We start from the raw sequence: 20,110 nt of genomic DNA, 5'->3' as shown, positions 1-20,110 counted from the left end.
AAGAGGGAATACGACAATGAGTGAGAGAAAAAGAGGCGCCTGCCTGGTATGCGGAGAAAATCTGACTTATTATCCCAAAGCAGTGGAGATGGAATGTGTTTTCTGTGGAAAGACGGAACTTTCTCATGCTTCCTGCGAGAAAGGGCACTATGTCTGCGATGCCTGCCATGCTAAAAAAGGCATTGAGGTCATTATGGAAATCTGCCAAAAGACGGATTCAAAAAATCCGGTGGAAATTGCCCGGAAGATCATGGAAGATCCCTACATTTACATGCATGGGCCGGAACATCATGTCATGGTGGGAGCGGTTCTTCTTACGGCATACCGCAACAGCGGCGGCGATATCGACTTAAAAGAGGCCCTGGAAGAGATGAAAGAAAGAGGCAGCCAGATACCGGGCGGCGTGTGCGGCTTCTGGGGGTGCTGCGGAGCAGGAGTCAGCACAGGGATCTATATGAGTATTGTAACGGGAGCCACGCCTCTTGCGGGACGCTCCTGGGGGCTGGCAAACCGGACAACGGCCAAGGCGCTGGAGGCCATCGGGGAGCTTGGAGGCCCCAGGTGCTGCAAGCGGGATACATTTACGGCGATCCGAAAAGCGGCGGAGATGACGGCAAAGGAACTTGGGGTGGAAATGGACTGCCCGGCGGAAATCGTCTGCACTTTTTCGGAGGAAAATCAGCAGTGCCTGAAAAAGGCCTGTCCGTATCACAGGTAAAGGAGATTTTACTTTATATTGTGCTTGACAAATATATGCAAATACGTTAGGATTGCAGACAGAGAAACGACAAATATAAAAAGGCTTTGAAAAGAAGAAGTAGCATTCGAAACACCCAGACAGAAAGCTGCCGGCGGATGAGAGGCGCATGAAGGAGTCGGATGTGAATACATCTTGGAGCTTCGCACTGAAATCGGAAAAGGCCAAAGGAAAGGTCAAAAGAAAGTAGGATGCGACGTAGGTGGCATACGTTATCATGCACAGGCTGTAAAAGAGAACGCAGCCTTGAAAGGCCGTCTGCTGTGAGGCAGCGGTGAAATAAGGTGGTACCGCGAGCAATTCGCCCTTACTGTTGAAAAACAGTAGGGGCTTTTTTATTCAATAGGAATCTTCGTTCCCTACTGAATAAAACGCTCCGGACAGAATGCACAGGCCTTTCATGTATCAGAGATCAAAGCAGAATGAGTCAAAAAAGAATCAGAAAAAAGGAGAAGAAAAAATGGGAATTTATGAAGAACTGCAGGCAAGAGGACTGATTGCCCAGGTGACAGATGAAGAAGAGATAAGAGAACTGATCAACAATGGAAAAGCAACCTTTTATATTGGATTTGACCCTACAGCAGACAGCCTCCACGTAGGACATTTTATGGCGCTTTGTCTGATGAAACGTCTCCAGGAAGCTGGAAACAGACCGATCGCCCTGATCGGAGGAGGAACAGGCTACATTGGCGATCCTTCGGGAAGATCAGACATGCGCTCCATGATGACGCCGGAGCAGATCCAGCACAACTGCGACTGCTTTAAGAAGCAGATGAGCCGTTTCATTGATTTCTCTGACGGAAAGGCTTTGATGGTAAACAATGCAGACTGGCTTCTGGATCTGAATTATATTGATCTTCTCAGGGAAGTGGGACCGCATTTTTCCGTAAACCGTATGCTTGCGGCAGAATGCTATAAACAGAGAATGGAAAAGGGATTAAGTTTCCTGGAGTTTAACTATATGATCATGCAGAGCTATGATTTCTATGAACTGTTCCAGAAATACGGTTGCAACATGCAGTTCGGCGGGGACGACCAGTGGAGCAACATGCTGGGAGGAACTGAATTGATCCGCCGTAAGCTGGGTAAAAATGCATGCGCTATGACCATTACACTTCTTCTGAACTCCGAGGGAAAGAAGATGGGAAAAACACAGAGCGGCGCAGTATGGCTTGATCCGGAAAAGACCTCTCCGTTTGATTTCTATCAGTACTGGAGAAATGTGGCAGATGCAGACGTACTGAAATGTATCCGTATGCTGACATTCCTTCCGCTGGAAGAGATTGACAAGATGGATTCCTGGGAAGGCGCACAGTTAAATACTGCAAAAGAGATCCTTGCTTACGAGCTTACCAAACTGGTGCATGGCGAGGAAGAAGCAGAAAAAGCACAGGCGTCTGCAAGAGCTTTGTTCAGCCAGGGTGCAGCGGCACAGATGCCGACTACAGAGCTTACGGAAGAGGATATGGAAGACGGATGCATCGATATCCTCACAATGCTTGTAAAGAGCGGGCTGGTTCCTTCTAAATCAGAGGCAAGACGTGCAGTGCAGCAAGGCGGCGTTTCCGTGGATGGCGAAAAAGTGGAAAACATCCATGAAGTGTTCACAGAGGATGCATTTAAAGCAGGTATTGTGCTGAAAAAGGGAAAGAAAAACTTCCGTAAAATTGTGATGAAATAAGAGATTTTTTATCGGGAAAATAAAAAATAATCCTCATAAATGGAATGATTGACCTGCACCAGATTGTGTCGACAAATGGAATTGACAATGATTTCCCAATGGTGCGCTGGTACTAAGAGAAACAGAGACAACGAGGAGGAAAAAATATGGCCTTTAAAGAAGTAGATATCCATACGCTGCAGTTTAATCCCTTTGATAAGATCAGCAAACAGTGGATGCTGATCACAGCAGGAGATCAGGAGAAATCCAATACAATGACAGCAAGCTGGGGAGGCGTTGGATTTATGTGGGGGAAACCGGTTGCAACCGCCTATATCCGCCCCCAGAGATACACAAAAGAATTTGTAGATACAAATGACAGATTCACCCTTTCCTTTTTGACGGAAGAAAAAAGAGAGGCTCTTAAAATCTGCGGTTCTGTTTCCGGAAGAGATGTGGCAGATAAATGGGAGACGGCGGGTCTTACGCCCTGCTGTGTCGAAGTAGAAGGCGGAAAAGCAGTTGCTGTTTCCGAGGCGGAAATGATCTTTGTCTGCAGAAAACTCTATGTGCAGGAAATGCTTCCGGAGTGTTTTGTGGACGAAAAAAGCAAAGAAACCTGGTATCCGCAGAAAGACTATCATGTGATGTATATGGCGGAAATCGAGAAAGTTCTTGTAAGAGAATAAGGGCGGTAATAGAAAGGCAGGACCTGGGAATCATTCCTCAAGTCCTGCTCTTTTTAAAATAACGTTTATATCGTTCCCGGCGCCGCAGGCTCCCAGATTTTCAATGCAGATGGAAGCTCCGGCATTTGCAAAACGGCCGCAGTCGGGGAGGGAAAAATTTTTGCCTAATGCATGGAGAAAACATGCGGTGAAGGTATCGCCGGCTCCGGTTGTATCTATACATTTCGCACCGGAATATGCCGGTATTTCCCAGCGTTCCTGATTGGTTTTGATAAAACAGCCCCGGGAACCGTTTTTAATAACAACATGTTTCACTCCGCATTGAAGAAAAGCATCCGCAATATCGTCAAGGTCCGTCTTGCCGGTAAGAAGCGCGGCTTCCTCATAGTTGGGAAAGACATAGTCAAGAAGAGAGAGGCACTCCTTCATATCTGCAAGTGTCTCCTTGTTTTTACACTTGGTCATATCGGCACATAAGGTCATTTTCTGATCTTTGACTCTTCGGAACAGATCCGTGAGGGCGGCGTTGTCAAAAAAAGGAGATACAAAAATACTGGCAAAACAGAAAAATTTACCTCCTTCCAAAGCACTGTCAGGAATGTCTTCCGGGTACAGATTCCGAAGGGTACCCCGGGGTGAAGTGATGAAATGACGTTCTCCCTGATCGTCCACAAGAACAATATTCACACTGGTAGGGATATCCTCGGAACGGCAGATGCAGCTCGTGTCAATACGGGACATGGAGCATTCCGTCATGATCGTATCCCCGGCGGTGTCCCGGCCAATCTTGCTGATCAGACGGACCGGATTGCCAAGAGAAGAGAGTGCCTTGGCCTCATTCATGGCATCGCCTCCGGTGCGCATCGTAATCCCCTTCGCCGGTATGGAACCGGTCCGAAAGACAGAAGGATTCACCGGTCGCGCAAGAACATCCATGATAGCGGCTCCGGCAATGATAAAGATAGGATGGTTCATATTGGCTCCTTTCTGCAGATGAGGACGTAACAAAGTTTAAAAGTGTTACGTCCTCATCTGCAATATACCCCGTGCAAAACTGCGAAACACCCTGTGCAAAATTGCTTAAAACACAAGATATTGTATGCTGTAGGCCGGCATTTCCAGTTTTCCGTCAAGGCTTAAAATTTTTTCATTTATCAGTTCACGGGCATTTCCCTGGAGATCGCCGTGGTATGCGGTGTAGTCAGTGTCGGAGGCGTTGATCGCCACCAACATGCGTTCTTTTTCGGATGCGCGCTCGAAAATGAGCTGATGGTTCGTAAGTACGACATTGCGGTAAGAACCGCTGCACAGTGCATCGCTTTGCTGGCGGATTCGGATTAACTTGTGGATGAGTTCTGTAAGTTCATTGGGGCTGGGTTGTTCGAAGCAGGGGCGAAGTGCATAATCGTTGTCGGGCGCTTTTTCACCTAATGTTCCCCATTCGCTTCCATAGTAAATGCAGGGAATGCCCGGCATTCCAAGAAGAATCCCGTAAGTCAGGGGAAGGTGGTTTTTGTTTGTGAGAATGCTTGCGATCCTGGTGACATCGTGATTATCTACGAAGGTCATCAGATGTTTTCCGCGGTACAGGCACCATTGTTCCGGGCCGTACTGACGCTGAAGTGAATGGGCAATCTCAAACATATTCATGGAATTAAAACTGGAATAAATTCCTTTATAACATTCGTAATTTGTACAGCTGTGGAGCATTTCATCGTTGACAATACGATTGTAGTCTCCGAAAAGAACTTCCCCGATCAGGACAAAGTCTTCTTTCAGTTCCTGGGCATAGGAACGCAGACGGCGCATAAAATCAGGATCCAGGCAGTAGGCCACATCCAGGCGCAGGCCGTCGATATCAAAAGTATCCACCCAGAATTTGACACATTCCAGAAGATAATCCGTCACAGCGGGATTTTGCAGGTTCAGCTTTACCAGCTCAAAATGACCTTCCCATCCTTCATACCAGAAGCCGTCATTGTAGCAGCTGTTGCCGTCAAAATTGATGTGGAACCAGTCCTTGTATGGAGAATCCCATTTCTTCTCACAGACATCTTTAAAAGCCCAGAATCCTCTGCCGACATGGTTAAATACGCCATCCAACACAATTTTTACATTGTGATTGTGAAGATCCTGGCAGACATCGGCAAAGTCTTCGTTTGTCCCCAGACGGCAGTCGATGATTTTGAAATCGCGGGTATCATAACCATGATTGTCGGATTCAAAAATCGGGTTCAGTAAAATAGAATCTACACCGAGTTTTTCCAGATATTCACTCCACTCCATAATTTTACGTATACGCGGTACACATTCCCCGTCATTATGAACCGGAGCCCCGCAAAAGCCGATAGGATATATTTGATAAAAAATGCTATTGTAAGCCCACATAGTTTTAACCTCTCTTTGTCATTATTATTGATTATTATATTAGCCTGGATCATTTACAGTCCTGACAGGAGCTGTTCCTGATCAGTACGTACGAAATTGTGTTTATATTTTACTACATTTAGAAGATTCTGTATACATTTTCCCGCTGTCGGATATATCAACATAGTTTTTCCTGTGAGCGAGCAGATGACGGAACCATATAAATAAGATAATTCCTTTGAAAATACTGGAAATAGTAATACTCCACCAGATTCCATTCAGTCCAAGTGGCGTATGGATCAGGAGCATAGCAAGCGGGATGCGCATACCTGTCAAAACGATGCTGGTTACAGAAGGGGGCAAAGTTCTGCCAAGCCCTGCAAATGCACCGGCGGTGGTAATCTCAACACTCATGAAGAGCTGGGACACACCAAGTATCATGAGATAATCTACTCCCATGGGGAGAATGTCTGCTTCTGTAATAAAAAGGCGGAATACAGGGGCAGGGAGGAAAATTAGCAGTAGTGTACAGAAAAGTCCCCATACAAGAACAACTTTCATTGCGCTGTAATATCCTTTTGGGATTCGGCTGTATTTTCCGGCACCATGATTTTGAGCAAGAAAAGAGTTTACAGCAGCGGCAAATCCATCTGCAGTCATCCAGGAGATGGATTCAATCTGTGAACCAACTTTTTGCACTGCAACAGCGGCATCTCCATATCCTGCAACGAGCCGGGCAATGATCATGGAAATACCTGTAAAAATCATATTTTGTATGCAAGTTGGGAATCCGATTCTGACAATAGAAGAAAAAAGACTTCTGTCCGGGATTCGAAATAGTTTTATATGGCAAAAAATAATGTTGTCTTTTTTGGCAAAGACAAAAAAGATAAGGGTTACTGTCGCCTGTGCCAGTACAGTTGCGATAGCCGCTCCGGCCACACCCATGACAGGAAATGGTCCAAGTCCGAAGATAAGTACCGGATCCAATATCATATTGATAAGAAGGCCGGTTAAAGTTGCCATAAAAGAGGAGCGGCTATTGCCGGCTGCAGTAAATATTCCGGTAAGTGTCTGGTTTAAAAAAGAAAAAATGACACATCCGCAGGTGATCTTCAGGTAAATGCGAGCGTCGGCGATGACCTGATGTCCGGTCAGGTTAAAAAATCCGATCAGCGGATTGGAAAACAAGATACAGACCAGTCCAAAAACGAGGCCGAAAATTATAGAAATATGAAGTGCGGCTGTTGCGTAGTTGGCTGCATCCTTGGGACGGCCAGCTCCCAGCACATGCCCCACATTTACTTGACCGCCCATTTTTGGCAGAGCAGCAAGACCATTGGAGAGCCACATGTACATTCCGGCAGCCCCCACTGACGCGACAGCATTGCTGCCGACTCTTCCAATCCAGAGCATATCCGTAAGGTTGTAGGCGGTTTGTATCAAAGAGGTGGCCATAATGGGAAGGGCGAGCTGTGTCAGAGATTTCAGCACAGGGCCGTTTACGAGGTCAATATTTTTTCTCATAGATGATTCCTCCAGAGTGTTCTTTCATTAAAGGATGATAGCGTCGGTGTACAAGGGGCAACACGGCGGTGAAGGGTAGATTTTGTCCCCCTTGTACACCGACGCTAAAGTAAAAAAATCTAATGCCAACATATTATACTCTTTGCACAGGAGGGAAGGCAAGAATCAAATGAGCAGATTACAGGCAAGGGAAAAGTCCATTTCACTTACGGCAAAATATAAATAATATAGAAAGAACAGGGAGAACAGAGATTGCCGGAAAAAGGAGAGCTATGGTAGAATGAGAATATGAAAAATCCAGTGTATGCGAAGATGCAGGCATAGATGGAAAGATTATCGGAATATGATTCATTATATATAGGAGCTAACTATATAAAAATCAAGTAGTTTTTTTAACATTGAATTTTAGTTAGTAAAAGTATGTACTTTGAAAATATGTGAATAATTATGGATTTTGTGGCACAACAAACAGACCTTCCCAAGAAGGCTCATTGTAATAAGCTGGGTTGTAATTATAGCTATATCAGTAACGTAGAATCAAAACTCTGTCCGGTACTTAGAAGATGATAGATGACTCTTAAAAGTTTTCTGATACAGTGACCCTGAGCACATCTGTGACCTTTGCCTTCGGCTATCTTTTTGTTGTAATAAGAAGTGAAGACCCTGTTGTGATTGATGACCGGCAAGATAATCTGATACAGTGTTTTTCTCAGATACCGGGAACCTTTCTTGGTGATTGCAGTATGCCGGGCGATAAACTGACTGGATTCATAGTGATATGGGGCGACACCGGCAAATTTAATGATTTGAGACGCTTTTGTATAGTTGCAAACATCTCCTAATTCCGCTAAAATAGAAGTACCAGAGAAGTGTGAAATTCCTGGTATGGAGAGGATAGGAGAGTTGTTTTGCAGGGAAAACTCTTCTATCTTTTTGTCTATTTCAGAAAGTTGTTCTTCTATCATTTCAATTTGACTTACAAGGTGTCTGATCTGGATTTCTTCAGCAACAGAAGAGATGCCGACAGAAGCTTTGGCTGCTGTTTTAAGCTGTTCGGCAGAAAGTTGAATCCGTTTTCCGCGCCCCTCATATTCAAAACATTTCCGGATGGTCCGGATATCAGAGTTTGCAATCTTTTCAGCAGAAGCAAACGATTTTAAAACATTCATGTAAACAATGCCATACTTTGAACGGAATAAGGAATTAAATTCAGGGAATACGATATCAATACATTTCTGAAGCCGGTTTTTGTAGAGGTTTAATTCCTCTTTCAGGTTGTGGTGATGGCGTGTCAGCTGCTTTTGTTCATAAAGGTCGAAACGGTTTACTTTTGTAATGCGATAAGGCTTTTTACGCTGATTTGAGCCGATGACATCACAAATGGTAAGAGAATCCAGGGGATCGTTTTTGGTAATGCCGCCCTGAAGTTTTCTGGTAAGGTCAGTAGTGGTTGGGTTGATCAGAGCAACAGTATAGTGCCTGTTAAGAAGATATTTGAGTAAGGCAAAATGATAATGCCCGGTATCTTCCATGCCAATAAGAAGCTGTGATTTGGCATAGCAGCTTAGTTTTCCGATGAGTAACAAAAAGCCATCTTGATTGTTATGAAAAACAGAAGGATTAGAAAGTATTTCACCGGATTGTTTGTCAATGATGGAGAAGATGTGTTGATGTTTACCAATGTCAATTCCGACTAAAATCATGATAATACATTCCTTTCGTAAAAAATATGCAATGTGTTATCCACAGCACTTACTTCGTAAAACCTGGTACAAGATAGGAATTCAAGACTCATCTAACTAATCATTATTTAGAAATAAGGTGTGGTGAGAACCTCCTACAAGTAGTCAAAGCCACAGGATAAAAAAATACAAATCCACATCACATATTTACATCATACAAATGTACAATACCGTAATCAACCACGGACTAAAAGGTTGATAGAAAGGAGACGGTATATTTGTAAGTGACCGTTAGATGAGTCAATTACAATATACCAGGGATAAAATGGAATATAAAGTAAATGATACAGAGCTTGCGGCTTCGGTTTTCCTGCCCTTTGTCAATCAAATATGGCAAGGCGATTATGATATGGAACGGACACAAACTGCATTATCTAAGACAGTGAATATTACAGCGTATGATAATGAAATACTTGTGGGGTGCCTGCGCATTCTTACAGACGGGTATTTTTTTGGAACGATTACAGAATTGCTTGTTCTTCCGGAATATCAAAGGCAAGGTGTAGGAAGTAAACTTCTTGAACTTGCAAAGGAGAACACTCCTACTATGTTATATTTTGGCGCGCAGCCGGGAGTGGAAAGATTTTATGAAAAAAATGGCTGTCAAAAAAGCCTGCAATCCTACATGATAGATAAAGCGAAATAACTGCGGTCAGTATAGCTGCATGAAAAAACAGGAAAGACCTTCTATCCCTTCCTATAAAGAAATGGAAGGGATAGAGGGCCTTTCTTATTTTTGCCTGCCTCTTGCAGGCGGATTTTTATTTTGCGCTAAGTGCAGCCATAGTAATGTAGTTATACGGCTGATTGAAATGAGGAAGGAAGAAAATGTCCAAAAGTTTCAGTTTATCAATAGTTACGCCCTCTTCGATTGCAAGGGAGAACATATGGATTCCCATGGAAATATCTTCTGTTGAAGCCATTTGTGCACCTACAATGCGGCGGGAATCTGATTCGTATACGATACGGATTTTAACTTTTGCGTTTTCCTTCATGAATCCCGGTCTTTGCAGGTCTTCGTAGTCAGTATATTCCACACTCATATTGTTTTTCTGTGCAGCGGCAACGGACAATCCGGTGGAAACCATATTGTAGCCAAAGATGGAAATGCCGTTGGAACCCTGTACTCCAATAGCGTCAAGGGTGGTTCCGCCAATGTTGTGAGCGGCAATAATTCCTGTACGGACTGCATTGGTGGCAAGTGCGATATAAGTCTCAGCCCGAAGCGCGTTGGAGTAGATTGTGGCGCAGTCGCCTACGGCGTATACATCCGGATCGCTTGTCTTTTGATGTTTATCTACTTTATATGCTCCGTTCCGGAAACACTCCAGATGATCTTTTCCAAGAGCGTTGTTTGGAAGAAAGCCAATTGCGTTGATGACAAGATCTGTTTTATATTCTCCCTTATCTGTCACAACTGCTTCTACATGTTCTGTGCCTTTGTAGGCAGTAGCGCGCTCGCCATAATGAAGCTCGATTCCATGTGCAGCGAGATTTTTGTCCATATCTTCTGCAAACCACGGATCATAATAGCTGGCAAGGGAAGTGGGAGCTACATCGAAAAGGCGGACATTTTTGCCCCGGCGTTTCGCTGCTTCAGCAATTTCCACACCGATGTATCCGGCTCCGATGACAGCCACGTCTTTGACGTTTGGATCGCTGATCTGGCGGTCTACATTCTGGCCGTCCTGGAAAAGTTTCAGGAAACTGATCCCTTTTAAATCACTGCCGGGAAGTGTCGGCGCAATTGGAAGAGAACCTGTAGCAAGGATCAGCTTGTCATAATTTTCTTCAAAAGAAGCACCATCTTTTGTTCTGCAGAAAACAATCTTCTTTTCAAAATCTACCTTTTCTACCGTTGTTTCCATGCGGATAACAGCGCCCTTTGCTTCGAAAGCACTTTTATCGGTATAGAAAAGATTTTCATAAGAATCAATCTGGCGTCCGACCCACAGTGCAGTTCCGCATCCGAGATAGCTTAAGTTTGTGTTCTGGTCAAGCATAACCACCTTCTGATCAGGATAGTTGTCCAAGAGAGTGTTGGCTGCAGCAATTCCAGCATGATTTGCTCCAATAATTACAGTTTTCATAGTTGTTCCTCCTTTGATAAATAGTTTTTGATAGGATTTTACTTTTTATAAATAAAACAGCCGTATATCCGTACTGTTTGTTTTTTGGATGATAAATCTTTCTGATGTCCGGAACACATACCTAAAAGGTAATAATAACTATTACTGTTATTTTTAAGACGATTATAGGATAAAAGAAGAAAATTGTCAATCTATAAACAAAGATTAGTCCGGAAATATTTATTCCAGATTTTTGCCAAATAAAATAAGGTAAAAATACTGAAGAAATACAGCAAAAAATCCATAAAAACAGTTGACACGCGTGGAAGCGTATAATATAATAATGCAGTATGACAAAAGGAGAAACAGCAGGCACCAAAGCCCCGGAACCTGGCTGATTTCGATATAATATCTATAAGTAAACGCATAGAATGCAACGATTCATAGGAGGTAAACCAATGAAAACTTATATGGCTAGTCCAGACAAGATTGAAAGAAAATGGTATGTAGTTGACGCTGCAGGATATACATTAGGACGTTTAGCATCAGAAGTAGCTAAGGTTTTGAGAGGAAAGAACAAACCGGAATTTACACCGCATATCGACACAGGTGATTACGTGATCGTGATCAATGCAAAAGATGTAAAAGTAACCGGAAAGAAAATGCTTCAGAAAATTTACTACAATCACTCTGATTATGTAGGCGGAATGAAAGAAACTACACTGGCAGAGATGATGGATAAGAAACCGGAAAAAGTAATTGAGCTGGCTGTAAAAGGAATGCTTCCGAAGGGACCTTTAGGAAGAAGCATGATTAAGAAACTTCATGTATACGCTGGACCAGAGCATGCACATCAGGCTCAGAAACCAGAAGAACTGAAATTTTAATCAGAGGTCGAAAGGAGGATATTAAGAAATGGCTAACGGAAAATTCTACGGAACAGGAAGAAGAAAAAAATCAATCGCAAGAGTATATTTAGTACCTGGAACAGGAAAAATTACAATAAATAAAAGAGATATCGATGAGTATCTTGGACTGGAAACACTGAAAGTTATTGTTCGTCAGCCGCTTGTTGCGACAGAGACAGAAGGAAAATTTGATGTGATCGTTAACGTAAAAGGCGGCGGTTACACAGGACAGGCAGGAGCAATCCGCCACGGAATTTCCAGAGCTCTTCTTGAGGCAGATGCTGATTACAGACCGATCCTTAAGAAAGCAGGATACCTGACACGTGACCCACGTATGAAAGAGCGTAAGAAATACGGACTCAAAGCAGCTCGTAGAGCTCCGCAGTTCTCCAAACGATAATCAGACGTTTCAGAGCAGACAATTTCAAAAGAAAATTTACAAACCTCTCAAGACTTTGGTCTTGGGAGGTTTTTTCGTAGAATAAGAATAGCTGGATTTTTATAAAGGTAAATTTAGATAAGAAAGAGAACTATATGTTACTATTATAATTGTGAAAAAGTAACTAAAAATTAGGAGATTTTTAGTTGTTTTTATGGAAAAAGATGGTATATTAAAATCAAGAAAAATAAAAAGCCTATCAAAGATAGACTCTTTAATAACACACACTGTGTTTGTCGGTTGCCCGACGATTTCATAATAATATTATTTGAACTTGCAGTGTAAATCTATAGGGTAATGATTTACAAATAGAAAATATCATATTCTGAGGTGGGATGTCAAGAATGAAAGAGAATTATTATGTGGGATTGGATATTGGAACAAATTCTGTTGGTTATGCAGTGACAGATGAATGTTTCAATTTATTGAAGCATAAAGGAGAACCTATGTGGGGATCGCACGTGTTTGAAGAAGGTAAGCAGTGTGCGGAGCGGCGCGGATATAGAACGGCACGCAGACGTTTAGACCGCAGGCAGCAGAGGGTTCACTTGACACAACAGATTTTTGTAAAAGCTATCAGTGAAATTGACGAGCGTTTTTTTATACGATTGAAAGAAAGCGCATTATTTCGGGAAGATACCAGCGGGAGAGATACCTATATCTTTTTTCAAGACGAAACATATACGGACAAGGAGTATCACAGAGATTATCCGACCATTCATCATCTCATTAAGGAATTAATGGAGGATCAAACTCCACATGATGTTCGGTTGGTTTATTTGGCAGTTGCGTGGCTTATGGCGCACCGCGGGCATTTTTTGAGTGAGGTAAACAAGGATAATATTGCTGCATTACTTGATTTCGATTCGATCTATGGAAATTTCATGGAACTTTTTTCTGAAAAGCCGTGGATGTGTGATGATAAAGAAAAATTTCAAAGTATTCTCCTGTTGAATCAGACGGTTAGAAATAAAGAGCGTCAATTCTGGGATCTGTTATATGCTGGAAAGAAACCGAAGACCGAGGAAGAGGACCATATTAGCAAGGAGGGGATTATAAAACTTCTTGCCGGTGGAACTGTAGAAGCAGGAAAACTATTCTGTCAGAAAGATTTTGAAGAGAAGATTTCCATTTCTTTGAGAAAATCAGAAGAAGATTTTCAATTGATATTAAGTGAAATGGATGCAGAAGATGCAGAATACCTAATCCGGCTTAGAGCACTTTATGACTGGGCTTTGCTGGTGGATTCTTTGCATGGCTGTTCCAGTATTTCCGAAGCAAAAGTAAAGGATTATGATCAGCACAAATCAGATTTGAATGTGTTAAAAAATTTTGTTCATAAGTATTGTCCGGATGAGTTTAACGCAATTTTTAAGAGTGTAGATAAAGAAAACTATGCGGCGTATGTATATAATATACCAAAAGAAAAAAGAACGAAGGACTATAAGAAAAAAGCAACACAAGAGGAATTTTGCGACTATCTGAAAAAGAAATTAAAGGATATCACATGTGAGCCGGAAGACCAGGAGGTATATCAGGAAATCATGCTCCGATTGGAGACATATACGTTTATGCCGAAACAGGTAAACGGGGACAATCGTGTAATACCATACCAACTTTATTATTACGAGTTAAAAAAAATTCTGGAAAATGCAGAAACTTATCTGCCGTTTTTGCGTGAGACAGATGAGGATGGAATTTCTAATAAAGAGAAATTGCTTTCTGTTTTTGAATTCCGTATTCCATATTTTGTGGGGCCTCTTTGCCTAGCTAGCGAACATGCGTGGTTGAAACGGAAGACAGAAGGGAAAATCTATCCTTGGAATTTTGAGGAAAAGGTGGATTTGGATCAGAGCGAGGATGCGTTTATTGATCGGATGACAAATAGTTGTTCTTATCTGCCAGGTGAGACTGTGCTGCCGCAGAACTCCTTATTGTACTGTAAATTCACTGTATTGAATGAGATCAATAATATTAAGGTCAATGGGGAGCCAATTTCGGTAAAATGTAAACAGGAAATTTATGGCCTTTTTGAAGAAAATAAAAAGGTAACTGTTGATAAAATAAAGAAATATTTGATCAGTAACAACTATATGCAATCGGGAGATACACTTGGCGGTATTGATATTGCGATAAAATCTTCTTTAAAGCCGCAGCATGATTTCAAAAGACTTCTGCGTTCTGGAATCTTAAGCGAAAGAGAAGTTGAAAGAATTATAGAATGCATTACATATTCGGAAGAACGCAGTAGGATTTTGCGGCGATTAGAACGAGAGTTTCCAAAACTATCAGAGGAAGACAGAAAATATTTATCGAAACTGAAATATACTGGATTTGGGAGGCTGTCTAAGAAATTGCTTACTGGAATCCGTGCTGCAGACAAGGAGACAGGTGAGAGCTTTACTATTATACAGGCATTGTGGGAGAAAAATGATAATTTAATGAAGTTGCTTTCAGACCGCTATACGTTCAAAGAGCGCATTGAAGAAGAACAAAGAGAATACTATGCAGAACATCCGATGACAATAGAGTCTTTGTTGGATGAAATGTATGTTTCAAATGCTGTAAAGCGTCCGATTTACAGAACGTTAGACATAATAAAAGATATTAAAAGTGTTTGTAAGACAGCGCCAAAAAAGATTTATGTAGAGATGGCAAGAGGACAGGAAGAGGAGAAAAGTCGTAAAAAATCAAGAAAAGAACAGATTCTGGAATTATATAAGAACATGGATAAAGCAGAAGTGCGTGAATTGTCAAAGCAGCTGGAAGACAGGGGAGAACGTCAACTTAGAAGTGAAGTACTGTTTTTATATTTTATGCAGCTTGGAAGAAGTATGTATTCCGGGAAACCGATTGATATTAATAAATTGCCAACAGATGCCTATAACGTAGATCACATTTATCCGCAATGTAGAGTAAAGGATGACAGTCTGTCAAATAAAGTACTTGTTCTATCGGAAGAAAATGGAGCAAAAGGGGATAAATATCCGATCAGTGCAGAAATCCAGGAAAAAATGGCTGATATGTGGAGAGTTTATCATAAAAAAGGCTTGATTTCAGATGAAAAATATCTACGTTTAACAAGAAAAACTTCGTTTTCAAATACTGAGAAAATGGAATTTATCAATCGTCAATTAGTGGAAACACGTCAGTCTACAAAAGCAGTGACGAGGATTCTTCAATATGTCTTTCCCGAAACAGAAATAGTTTTCGTAAAGGCAGGCTTAGTTTCTGATTTCCGAAATCAGGTGCTGGAATCCGTGAAAAGCAGGAGTGTCAATGACCTTCATCATGCCAAAGATGCATATTTAAATATTGTGGCAGGAGAGGTGTATAATGCCAGATTTACTACAAAGTTCTTTAAGATTGATCAGGATGATTATTCAGTCAAAACTAAGGTGATTTTTGGGAATAAAGTATGGTGTGGAAAAGAATTGGTGTGGAATGGTGGAAAAGATATTGCACGAGTGAAGAAAGTGCTTGCTAAGAACAGTGTCCATTACACGAGATATGCTTTTGAGAGAAAAGGCGGTTTGTTTGACCAACAGCCATTGAGAGCAGCAGCTGGATTGATTGAACGAAAAGGTGGATTGGATACGGAAAAGTATGGCGGTTATAATAAATCAACCGCAAGTTATTTCCTGTTGGCAAAATATACAGAAGCGGGGAAAAAACCCAAGAAAGACGTGATGTTTGTCCCGATTGATTTGATGGAAACGAAGCGAATCATGGACAATAAAACATATGCGGAAGAATATGTAGGAAAAACAATTGCACAGATTATCGGGAAACCAAGAGAAACGGTGCAGGAAGTAAGCTTTCCATTAGGTATGAGAAAACTAAAAGTAAATACGCTCTTGTCATTGGATGGATTTGACGTGGCTATTGCAGGAAAATCTAGTGGAGGACAAAAGTTATTATTCAGATCTATGATGCCGTTGCTTGTGGATCGTGAGAAAGAAAGATATATAAAACGTCTGGAGAGTTTCTCTAAAAAGAAAAAGCAAAGCAAAGAATTATATGTGGAGGAAACATATGACAAAATAACAAAAGCGGAAAATAGCTCCATGTATTCATTTTTTAAAGGTAAATTAGAGACTAAACCGTATGATGCGATATTTGGAAGTCAATTGGAGGTGCTGAAAAATGGTAAGGATCAGTTTGAAAAATTAACACTGGAAGAGCAGGTAGAAGTACTTTTAAATATCCTTTCAGTTTTTCAGACAGGAAGGACAACAGGATGTGATTTAAAAGCGTTAGGGGGAGTTGGACAGGCTGCTATTTTTACTACTAATTCTAAATTGTCTAACTGGAAAAAGTCTTTCAAAGACGTCCGAATTGTTGATATTTCTGCAGCTGGGCTGCATAGAAAGGTCTCTCAAAATCTATTGGAGTTATTATGAGTTTTAGAACTGTTGTTATTACGAAACGCTGTAAATTAGATTACAAAATGAACTTCCTGGAAGTGAGAAAAGAAGATACAAAGAGGATTCTCTTAGATGACATTCATACAATCATTATAGAGAATCCGGCTGTATCTCTTACAGGTTGTCTGATTGAGGCATTGATGCAGAAAAAGATCAAAGTGATTTTTTGTGACAGTAAAAGGAATCCTCAATCAGAATTAGTCCCTTATTATGGCTGCCATGATTGTTCCAGCAAAATTAAATTACAGATATCCTGGAGTGAAGAATTAAAAGGTGAGATATGGACGAGAATTGTGAAAGAGAAAATCCGAAAACAGGCAGACTTTTTGGCAGATTTACAAAAAGATGAAGAAGCGCTGCTTAGGGGCTATATAGACGAAATGGAATATCGGGATGCAACGAATCGGGAAGGACATGCAGCAAAAGTTTATTTTAATGCACTGTTTGGAAAAGAATTTACCAGAAACGATGACAATCCTGTCAATGCGGCTTTGAACTATGGATATTCTCTCATCTTGTCGACAATTAACCGGGAGGTTGTGGCGAATGGTTATCTGACACAACTGGGATTTTTTCATGATAATATGTTCAATCAATTCAATTTGAGCTGTGATTTGATGGAACCGTTTCGTGTCCTGGTAGACCGATATGTTTATGCCGGTGGATTTACAGAGTTTTCGGTGGAAGAAAAGCACAGAATGTTAGAACTTCTACAACAGGAAATAGGTATTAACAATACACGGCAAGTGCTGAATAATGGTATTAAGATTTATGTGAAAAGCGTTTTTGATGCGATAAATGAAAAGGATTTATCATTGATTACATTTTATGGATTATGAGTTATCGATTTATGAGAATTTTAGTTTTCTTTGATTTGCCGGTACAAACATCAGAAGATATAAGAAATTACCGATCATTTCGAAAAACACTTTTGAAAAACGGTTTTTTTATGATGCAGGAATCTGTTTATTGTAGAATGGTCTTGAATCCAAGTATAGAAAAAAGTGTGGTTGATACAATTCGAAAAGCCAAGCCCCCATCAGGATTAGTACAGGTTCTGTCTGTTACGGAGAAACAATTTTCAAAAATGGAATTTTTGGTGGGAAAATCAAACAAAGAAGTGATAGATACAGATGAAAGGCTGGTTATATTATGAAAGTTGTACATCCAAAGATAAGCAGTAGGATTGAAATATCAGATCAACGAATCAATGTGCTTGTGATTGAAGCACCGGATTTTCTGTATGAAGTGTTAACTGATATAAAACGACAGATGGATAATCTTGATGGTGATACGGTTCTCTCGATTCATGATGAACCTGTTAGTTTTCATAAATATGCGGAACTGGTCACTGATCCATTGGCTGTTGAGATGAATAACAGGACGATCATAAAAAAGGTGCTGGCAGCTATGGAAAAATGCGGACAGGATGATGTATACTATGAACGGACACAAAAATTGATGGCTGAAATTGAAACATATATTAATGATTTGAGCCTTAATTTTGATGCAGATATAGAGTGTCATGATATCTCTCTTCAGCAGATACTTAAAGCGGCAGAACTGACAGTGGCAGATGAGTATGATAGACTGGTTGACAAAATCTATGCATATATGGAACTGGTGCGGGAATTTGAAGGAGATAAGCTGTTTATTTTTGTTAATTTGAGTAGTTATATTGGAAGAGAGCAGCTACAGGAGTTTGCAGATACTGTGACAGGACACTCTTTTCAAGTGTTGTTGATTGACAGTCATGATTTCGAAGGGTTGGAAAATGAAAGTCGATTGATTGTTGATCGTGATTTATGTGAGTTTTGAATAATCCCTATAGATTTCACGGCGATAGCAGGTCGTTTTCTTGAATTTGAGGTTTGAGAGTAGTGTAAATCTATAGGGTAATGAAACCCATGTAGATACTGTGCTTTGGCGGTAGAGGTTTGAGAGTAGTGTAAATCTATAGGGTAATGAAACAGAGCGACACTATCCACGCAGGACAGGTTTGTTTGAGAGTAGTGTAAATCTATAGGGTAATGAAACTTGTAAATATCCAGAAAGTATATGCCCGCAGTTTGAGAGTAGTGTAAATCTATAGGGTAATGAAACCTGGAACCCTCCGTATGCTCCCGTTTCTCCGTTTGAGAGTAGTGTAAATCTATAGGGTAATGAAACTGTTCTGGACTATGAACTCTAAGACCTACGGTTTGAGAGTAGTGTAAATCTATAGGGTAATGAAACATTGCTTTAAAAAATTCAAGTGTCTCTTTCGTTTGAGAGTAGTGTAAATCTATAGGGTAATGAAACTAAAGCCCATGGTATCCGTCTCTCGGCACAGTTTGAGAGTAGTGTAAATCTATAGGGTAATGAAACTTGCGCATCAGAAAACCGGCGTAAACACAGTTTGAGAGTAGTGTAAATCTATAGGGTAATGAAACCCGAATTTTACATCGGATATGATCCAGTTAGTTTGAGAGTAGTGTAAATCTATAGGGTAATGAAACCATAAAAGCCGCATTTCTTCCGGGGTACGGGTTTGAGAGTAGTGTAAATCTATAGGGTAATGAAACCCAAGAAGGAATGCAGGTTATCGAGACAAAGTTTGAGAGTAGTGTAAATCTATAGGGTAATGAAACGAGGGAAAGAACAATCAGGGCGGTGATACGGTTTGAGAGTAGTGTAAATCTATAGGGTAATGAAACTCGTCACCATACCATGATGTAAAAGGAGTAGTTTGAGAGTAGTGTAAATCTATAGGGTAATGAAACTTTTATCCGTAATTCCAGAATCTCCTTCAGTTTGAGAGTAGTGTAAATCTATAGGGTAATGAAACTGACGAAGAGGAGAAAAATCCATATGCAGGGTTTGAGAGTAGTGTAAATCTATAGGGTAATGAAACGTAGTTTGTGTAAATGAGAAAACACAAGTAGTTTGAGAGTAGTGTAAATCTATAGGGTAATGAAACGATCGCGGGAGTTGCGACGGCAGCAGTCAAGTTTGAGAGTAGTGTAAATCTATAGGGTAATGAAACGGAAACAATGGAATGGAACTTGCACAGAGTGTTTGAGAGTAGTGTAAATCTATAGGGTAATGAAACAACGCGGTTAGGTCAGAGGACACAGGGCAGTTTGAGAGTAGTGTAAATCTATAGGGTAATGAAACCTCTGCATCATACTCTGTCTTATTAAGGGAGTTTGAGAGTAGTGTAAATCTATAGGGTAATGAAACAGTGATTTGATTTATACCTCTATGAATATCGTTTGAGAGTAGTGTAAATCTATAGGGTAATGAAACGGTGTTTGGGCTTTCAATATCCAATACCTCGTTTGAGAGTAGTGTAAATCTATAGGGTAATGAAACCTAATATCCGCACACAATCCAAAGAGCTAGTTTGAGAGTAGTGTAAATCTATAGGGTAATGAAACTATGTCACTTTCTGTATTTGCAACATCATCGTTTGAGAGTAGTGTAAATCTATAGGGTAATGAAACTCCTTTGCTTGTGATGTGGGATGATCTGAAGTTTGAGAGT

Annotated in this window: 15 protein-coding genes, 1 CRISPR repeat array and 1 other annotated feature (1 of these 17 running past the window's edge); of the genes, 10 read left to right on the top strand and 5 right to left on the bottom strand. The window is 40.9% G+C overall.

All coding sequences use genetic code 11. The features are described from left to right. Window positions 1–16 precede the first annotated feature (16 nt). From R2J37_RS13575 to R2J37_RS13565, 3 genes are all read left to right on the top strand, one after another. The gene (locus R2J37_RS13575) at window positions 17–718 is read left to right on the top strand and encodes a DUF5714 domain-containing protein (protein ID WP_316265565.1); all 702 of its coding nucleotides are present in this window, start codon (window positions 17–19) and stop codon (window positions 716–718) included. 77 nt (window positions 719–795) lie between these two features. Beyond that, window positions 796–1,069, top strand: a binding site (T-box leader). A 148-nt stretch (window positions 1,070–1,217) separates the two neighbouring features. Then, window positions 1,218–2,438, top strand: coding sequence for a tyrosine--tRNA ligase (gene tyrS / locus R2J37_RS13570; protein WP_230105188.1), 1,221 nt, complete (start codon window positions 1,218–1,220; stop codon window positions 2,436–2,438). Window positions 2,439–2,584: 146 nt separating this feature from the next. After that, the gene (locus R2J37_RS13565; protein ID WP_256193060.1) at window positions 2,585–3,106 is read left to right on the top strand and encodes a flavin reductase family protein; all 522 of its coding nucleotides are present in this window, start codon (window positions 2,585–2,587) and stop codon (window positions 3,104–3,106) included. Between the two features lie 30 nt (window positions 3,107–3,136). On the opposite strand, the gene R2J37_RS13560 is transcribed toward R2J37_RS13565, so the two are convergent. The 4 genes from R2J37_RS13560 to R2J37_RS13545 form a co-directional block, all read right to left on the bottom strand. After that, entirely contained in the window at window positions 3,137–4,081 is a 945-nt protein-coding gene (locus tag R2J37_RS13560; RefSeq protein ID WP_316265562.1) for a carbohydrate kinase family protein, read from the bottom strand. A 105-nt stretch (window positions 4,082–4,186) separates the two neighbouring features. After that, window positions 4,187–5,494, bottom strand: coding sequence for an alpha-amylase family glycosyl hydrolase (locus tag R2J37_RS13555; protein WP_316265560.1), 1,308 nt, complete (start codon window positions 5,492–5,494; stop codon window positions 4,187–4,189). Window positions 5,495–5,596: 102 nt separating this feature from the next. Next, window positions 5,597–7,000, bottom strand: coding sequence for an MATE family efflux transporter (locus R2J37_RS13550; RefSeq protein WP_256193063.1), 1,404 nt, complete (start codon window positions 6,998–7,000; stop codon window positions 5,597–5,599). 518 nt (window positions 7,001–7,518) lie between these two features. Continuing rightward, on the bottom strand, window positions 7,519–8,703 hold the full coding sequence (locus tag R2J37_RS13545) for an IS110 family RNA-guided transposase (RefSeq protein ID WP_316264811.1): 1,185 nt from the start codon (window positions 8,701–8,703) through the stop codon (window positions 7,519–7,521). Window positions 8,704–9,007: 304 nt separating this feature from the next. Here R2J37_RS13545 and R2J37_RS13540 point away from each other — a divergent pair, with 304 nt between their 5' ends. Next, window positions 9,008–9,388, top strand: a complete 381-nt coding sequence (locus R2J37_RS13540; RefSeq protein WP_316267049.1) for a GNAT family N-acetyltransferase — start codon at window positions 9,008–9,010, stop codon at window positions 9,386–9,388. Window positions 9,389–9,503: 115 nt separating this feature from the next. Here R2J37_RS13540 and nox read toward each other — a convergent pair whose 3' ends face one another. Beyond that, window positions 9,504–10,832, bottom strand: a complete 1,329-nt coding sequence (gene nox, locus R2J37_RS13535) for a H2O-forming NADH oxidase (RefSeq protein ID WP_316265559.1) — start codon at window positions 10,830–10,832, stop codon at window positions 9,504–9,506. Between the two features lie 437 nt (window positions 10,833–11,269). On the opposite strand from nox, the gene rplM reads away from it, so the two are divergent. The 6 genes from rplM to csn2 all read left to right on the top strand — a co-directional run bounded on the left by rplM (window position 11,270) and on the right by csn2 (window position 18,403). Continuing rightward, window positions 11,270–11,698: a 50S ribosomal protein L13 gene (rplM, locus tag R2J37_RS13530; protein WP_230105195.1), complete on the top strand. Its 429-nt coding sequence runs from the start codon at window positions 11,270–11,272 to the stop codon at window positions 11,696–11,698. 28 nt (window positions 11,699–11,726) lie between these two features. Continuing rightward, on the top strand, window positions 11,727–12,119 hold the full coding sequence (gene rpsI / locus R2J37_RS13525; RefSeq protein ID WP_230105196.1) for a 30S ribosomal protein S9: 393 nt from the start codon (window positions 11,727–11,729) through the stop codon (window positions 12,117–12,119). Window positions 12,120–12,493: 374 nt separating this feature from the next. After that, a complete protein-coding gene (gene cas9 / locus R2J37_RS13520; RefSeq protein WP_316265557.1) occupies window positions 12,494–16,561 on the top strand; it encodes a type II CRISPR RNA-guided endonuclease Cas9 in 4,068 nt (1,355 codons plus the stop codon). Beyond that, the gene (cas1, locus tag R2J37_RS13515; protein WP_316265555.1) at window positions 16,558–17,424 is read left to right on the top strand and encodes a type II CRISPR-associated endonuclease Cas1; all 867 of its coding nucleotides are present in this window, start codon (window positions 16,558–16,560) and stop codon (window positions 17,422–17,424) included. The genes cas9 and cas1 overlap by 4 nt, the downstream gene beginning before the upstream one ends. An 11-nt stretch (window positions 17,425–17,435) precedes the next feature. Next, on the top strand, window positions 17,436–17,741 hold the full coding sequence (cas2, locus tag R2J37_RS13510; RefSeq protein ID WP_316265553.1) for a CRISPR-associated endonuclease Cas2: 306 nt from the start codon (window positions 17,436–17,438) through the stop codon (window positions 17,739–17,741). Further along, window positions 17,738–18,403 (top strand): type II-A CRISPR-associated protein Csn2, encoded by a 666-nt coding sequence (gene csn2, locus R2J37_RS13505; protein WP_316265551.1) that lies wholly within the window; start codon window positions 17,738–17,740, stop codon window positions 18,401–18,403. Before cas2 ends, csn2 begins: the two co-directional genes overlap by 4 nt. 51 nt (window positions 18,404–18,454) lie before the next feature. After that, a CRISPR array of direct repeats spans window positions 18,455–20,110; the repeat unit is 36 nt; unit sequence GTTTGAGAGTAGTGTAAATCTATAGGGTAATGAAAC; it runs 26 nt beyond the window's last position.

The organism is Claveliimonas bilis (assembly GCF_030296775.1).
GTDB lineage: Bacteria > Bacillota > Clostridia > Lachnospirales > Lachnospiraceae > Claveliimonas > Claveliimonas bilis.
This window is presented reverse-complemented; position numbering and strand designations above follow the sequence as displayed.

Excerpts from the sequence above, each read along its gene's own strand:
- R2J37_RS13555 (WP_316265560.1), bottom strand. The coding sequence starts at position 5,494 with ATGTGGGCTTACAATAGCATTTTTTATCAAATATATCCTATCGGCTTT.
- R2J37_RS13540 (WP_316267049.1), top strand. The coding sequence starts at position 9,008 with ATGGAATATAAAGTAAATGATACAGAGCTTGCGGCTTCGGTTTTCCTG.
- cas9 (WP_316265557.1), top strand. The coding sequence starts at position 12,494 with ATGTCAAGAATGAAAGAGAATTATTATGTGGGATTGGATATTGGAACA.
- nox (WP_316265559.1), bottom strand. The coding sequence starts at position 10,832 with ATGAAAACTGTAATTATTGGAGCAAATCATGCTGGAATTGCTGCAGCC.
- tyrS (WP_230105188.1), top strand. The coding sequence starts at position 1,218 with ATGGGAATTTATGAAGAACTGCAGGCAAGAGGACTGATTGCCCAGGTG.
- csn2 (WP_316265551.1), top strand. The coding sequence starts at position 17,738 with ATGAAAGTTGTACATCCAAAGATAAGCAGTAGGATTGAAATATCAGAT.
- R2J37_RS13565 (WP_256193060.1), top strand. The coding sequence starts at position 2,585 with ATGGCCTTTAAAGAAGTAGATATCCATACGCTGCAGTTTAATCCCTTT.
- rplM (WP_230105195.1), top strand. The coding sequence starts at position 11,270 with ATGAAAACTTATATGGCTAGTCCAGACAAGATTGAAAGAAAATGGTAT.
- R2J37_RS13550 (WP_256193063.1), bottom strand. The coding sequence starts at position 7,000 with ATGAGAAAAAATATTGACCTCGTAAACGGCCCTGTGCTGAAATCTCTG.
- R2J37_RS13545 (WP_316264811.1), bottom strand. The coding sequence starts at position 8,703 with ATGATTTTAGTCGGAATTGACATTGGTAAACATCAACACATCTTCTCC.
- R2J37_RS13575 (WP_316265565.1), top strand. The coding sequence starts at position 17 with ATGAGTGAGAGAAAAAGAGGCGCCTGCCTGGTATGCGGAGAAAATCTG.
- cas1 (WP_316265555.1), top strand. The coding sequence starts at position 16,558 with ATGAGTTTTAGAACTGTTGTTATTACGAAACGCTGTAAATTAGATTAC.
- R2J37_RS13560 (WP_316265562.1), bottom strand. The coding sequence starts at position 4,081 with ATGAACCATCCTATCTTTATCATTGCCGGAGCCGCTATCATGGATGTT.
- cas2 (WP_316265553.1), top strand. The coding sequence starts at position 17,436 with ATGAGAATTTTAGTTTTCTTTGATTTGCCGGTACAAACATCAGAAGAT.
- rpsI (WP_230105196.1), top strand. The coding sequence starts at position 11,727 with ATGGCTAACGGAAAATTCTACGGAACAGGAAGAAGAAAAAAATCAATC.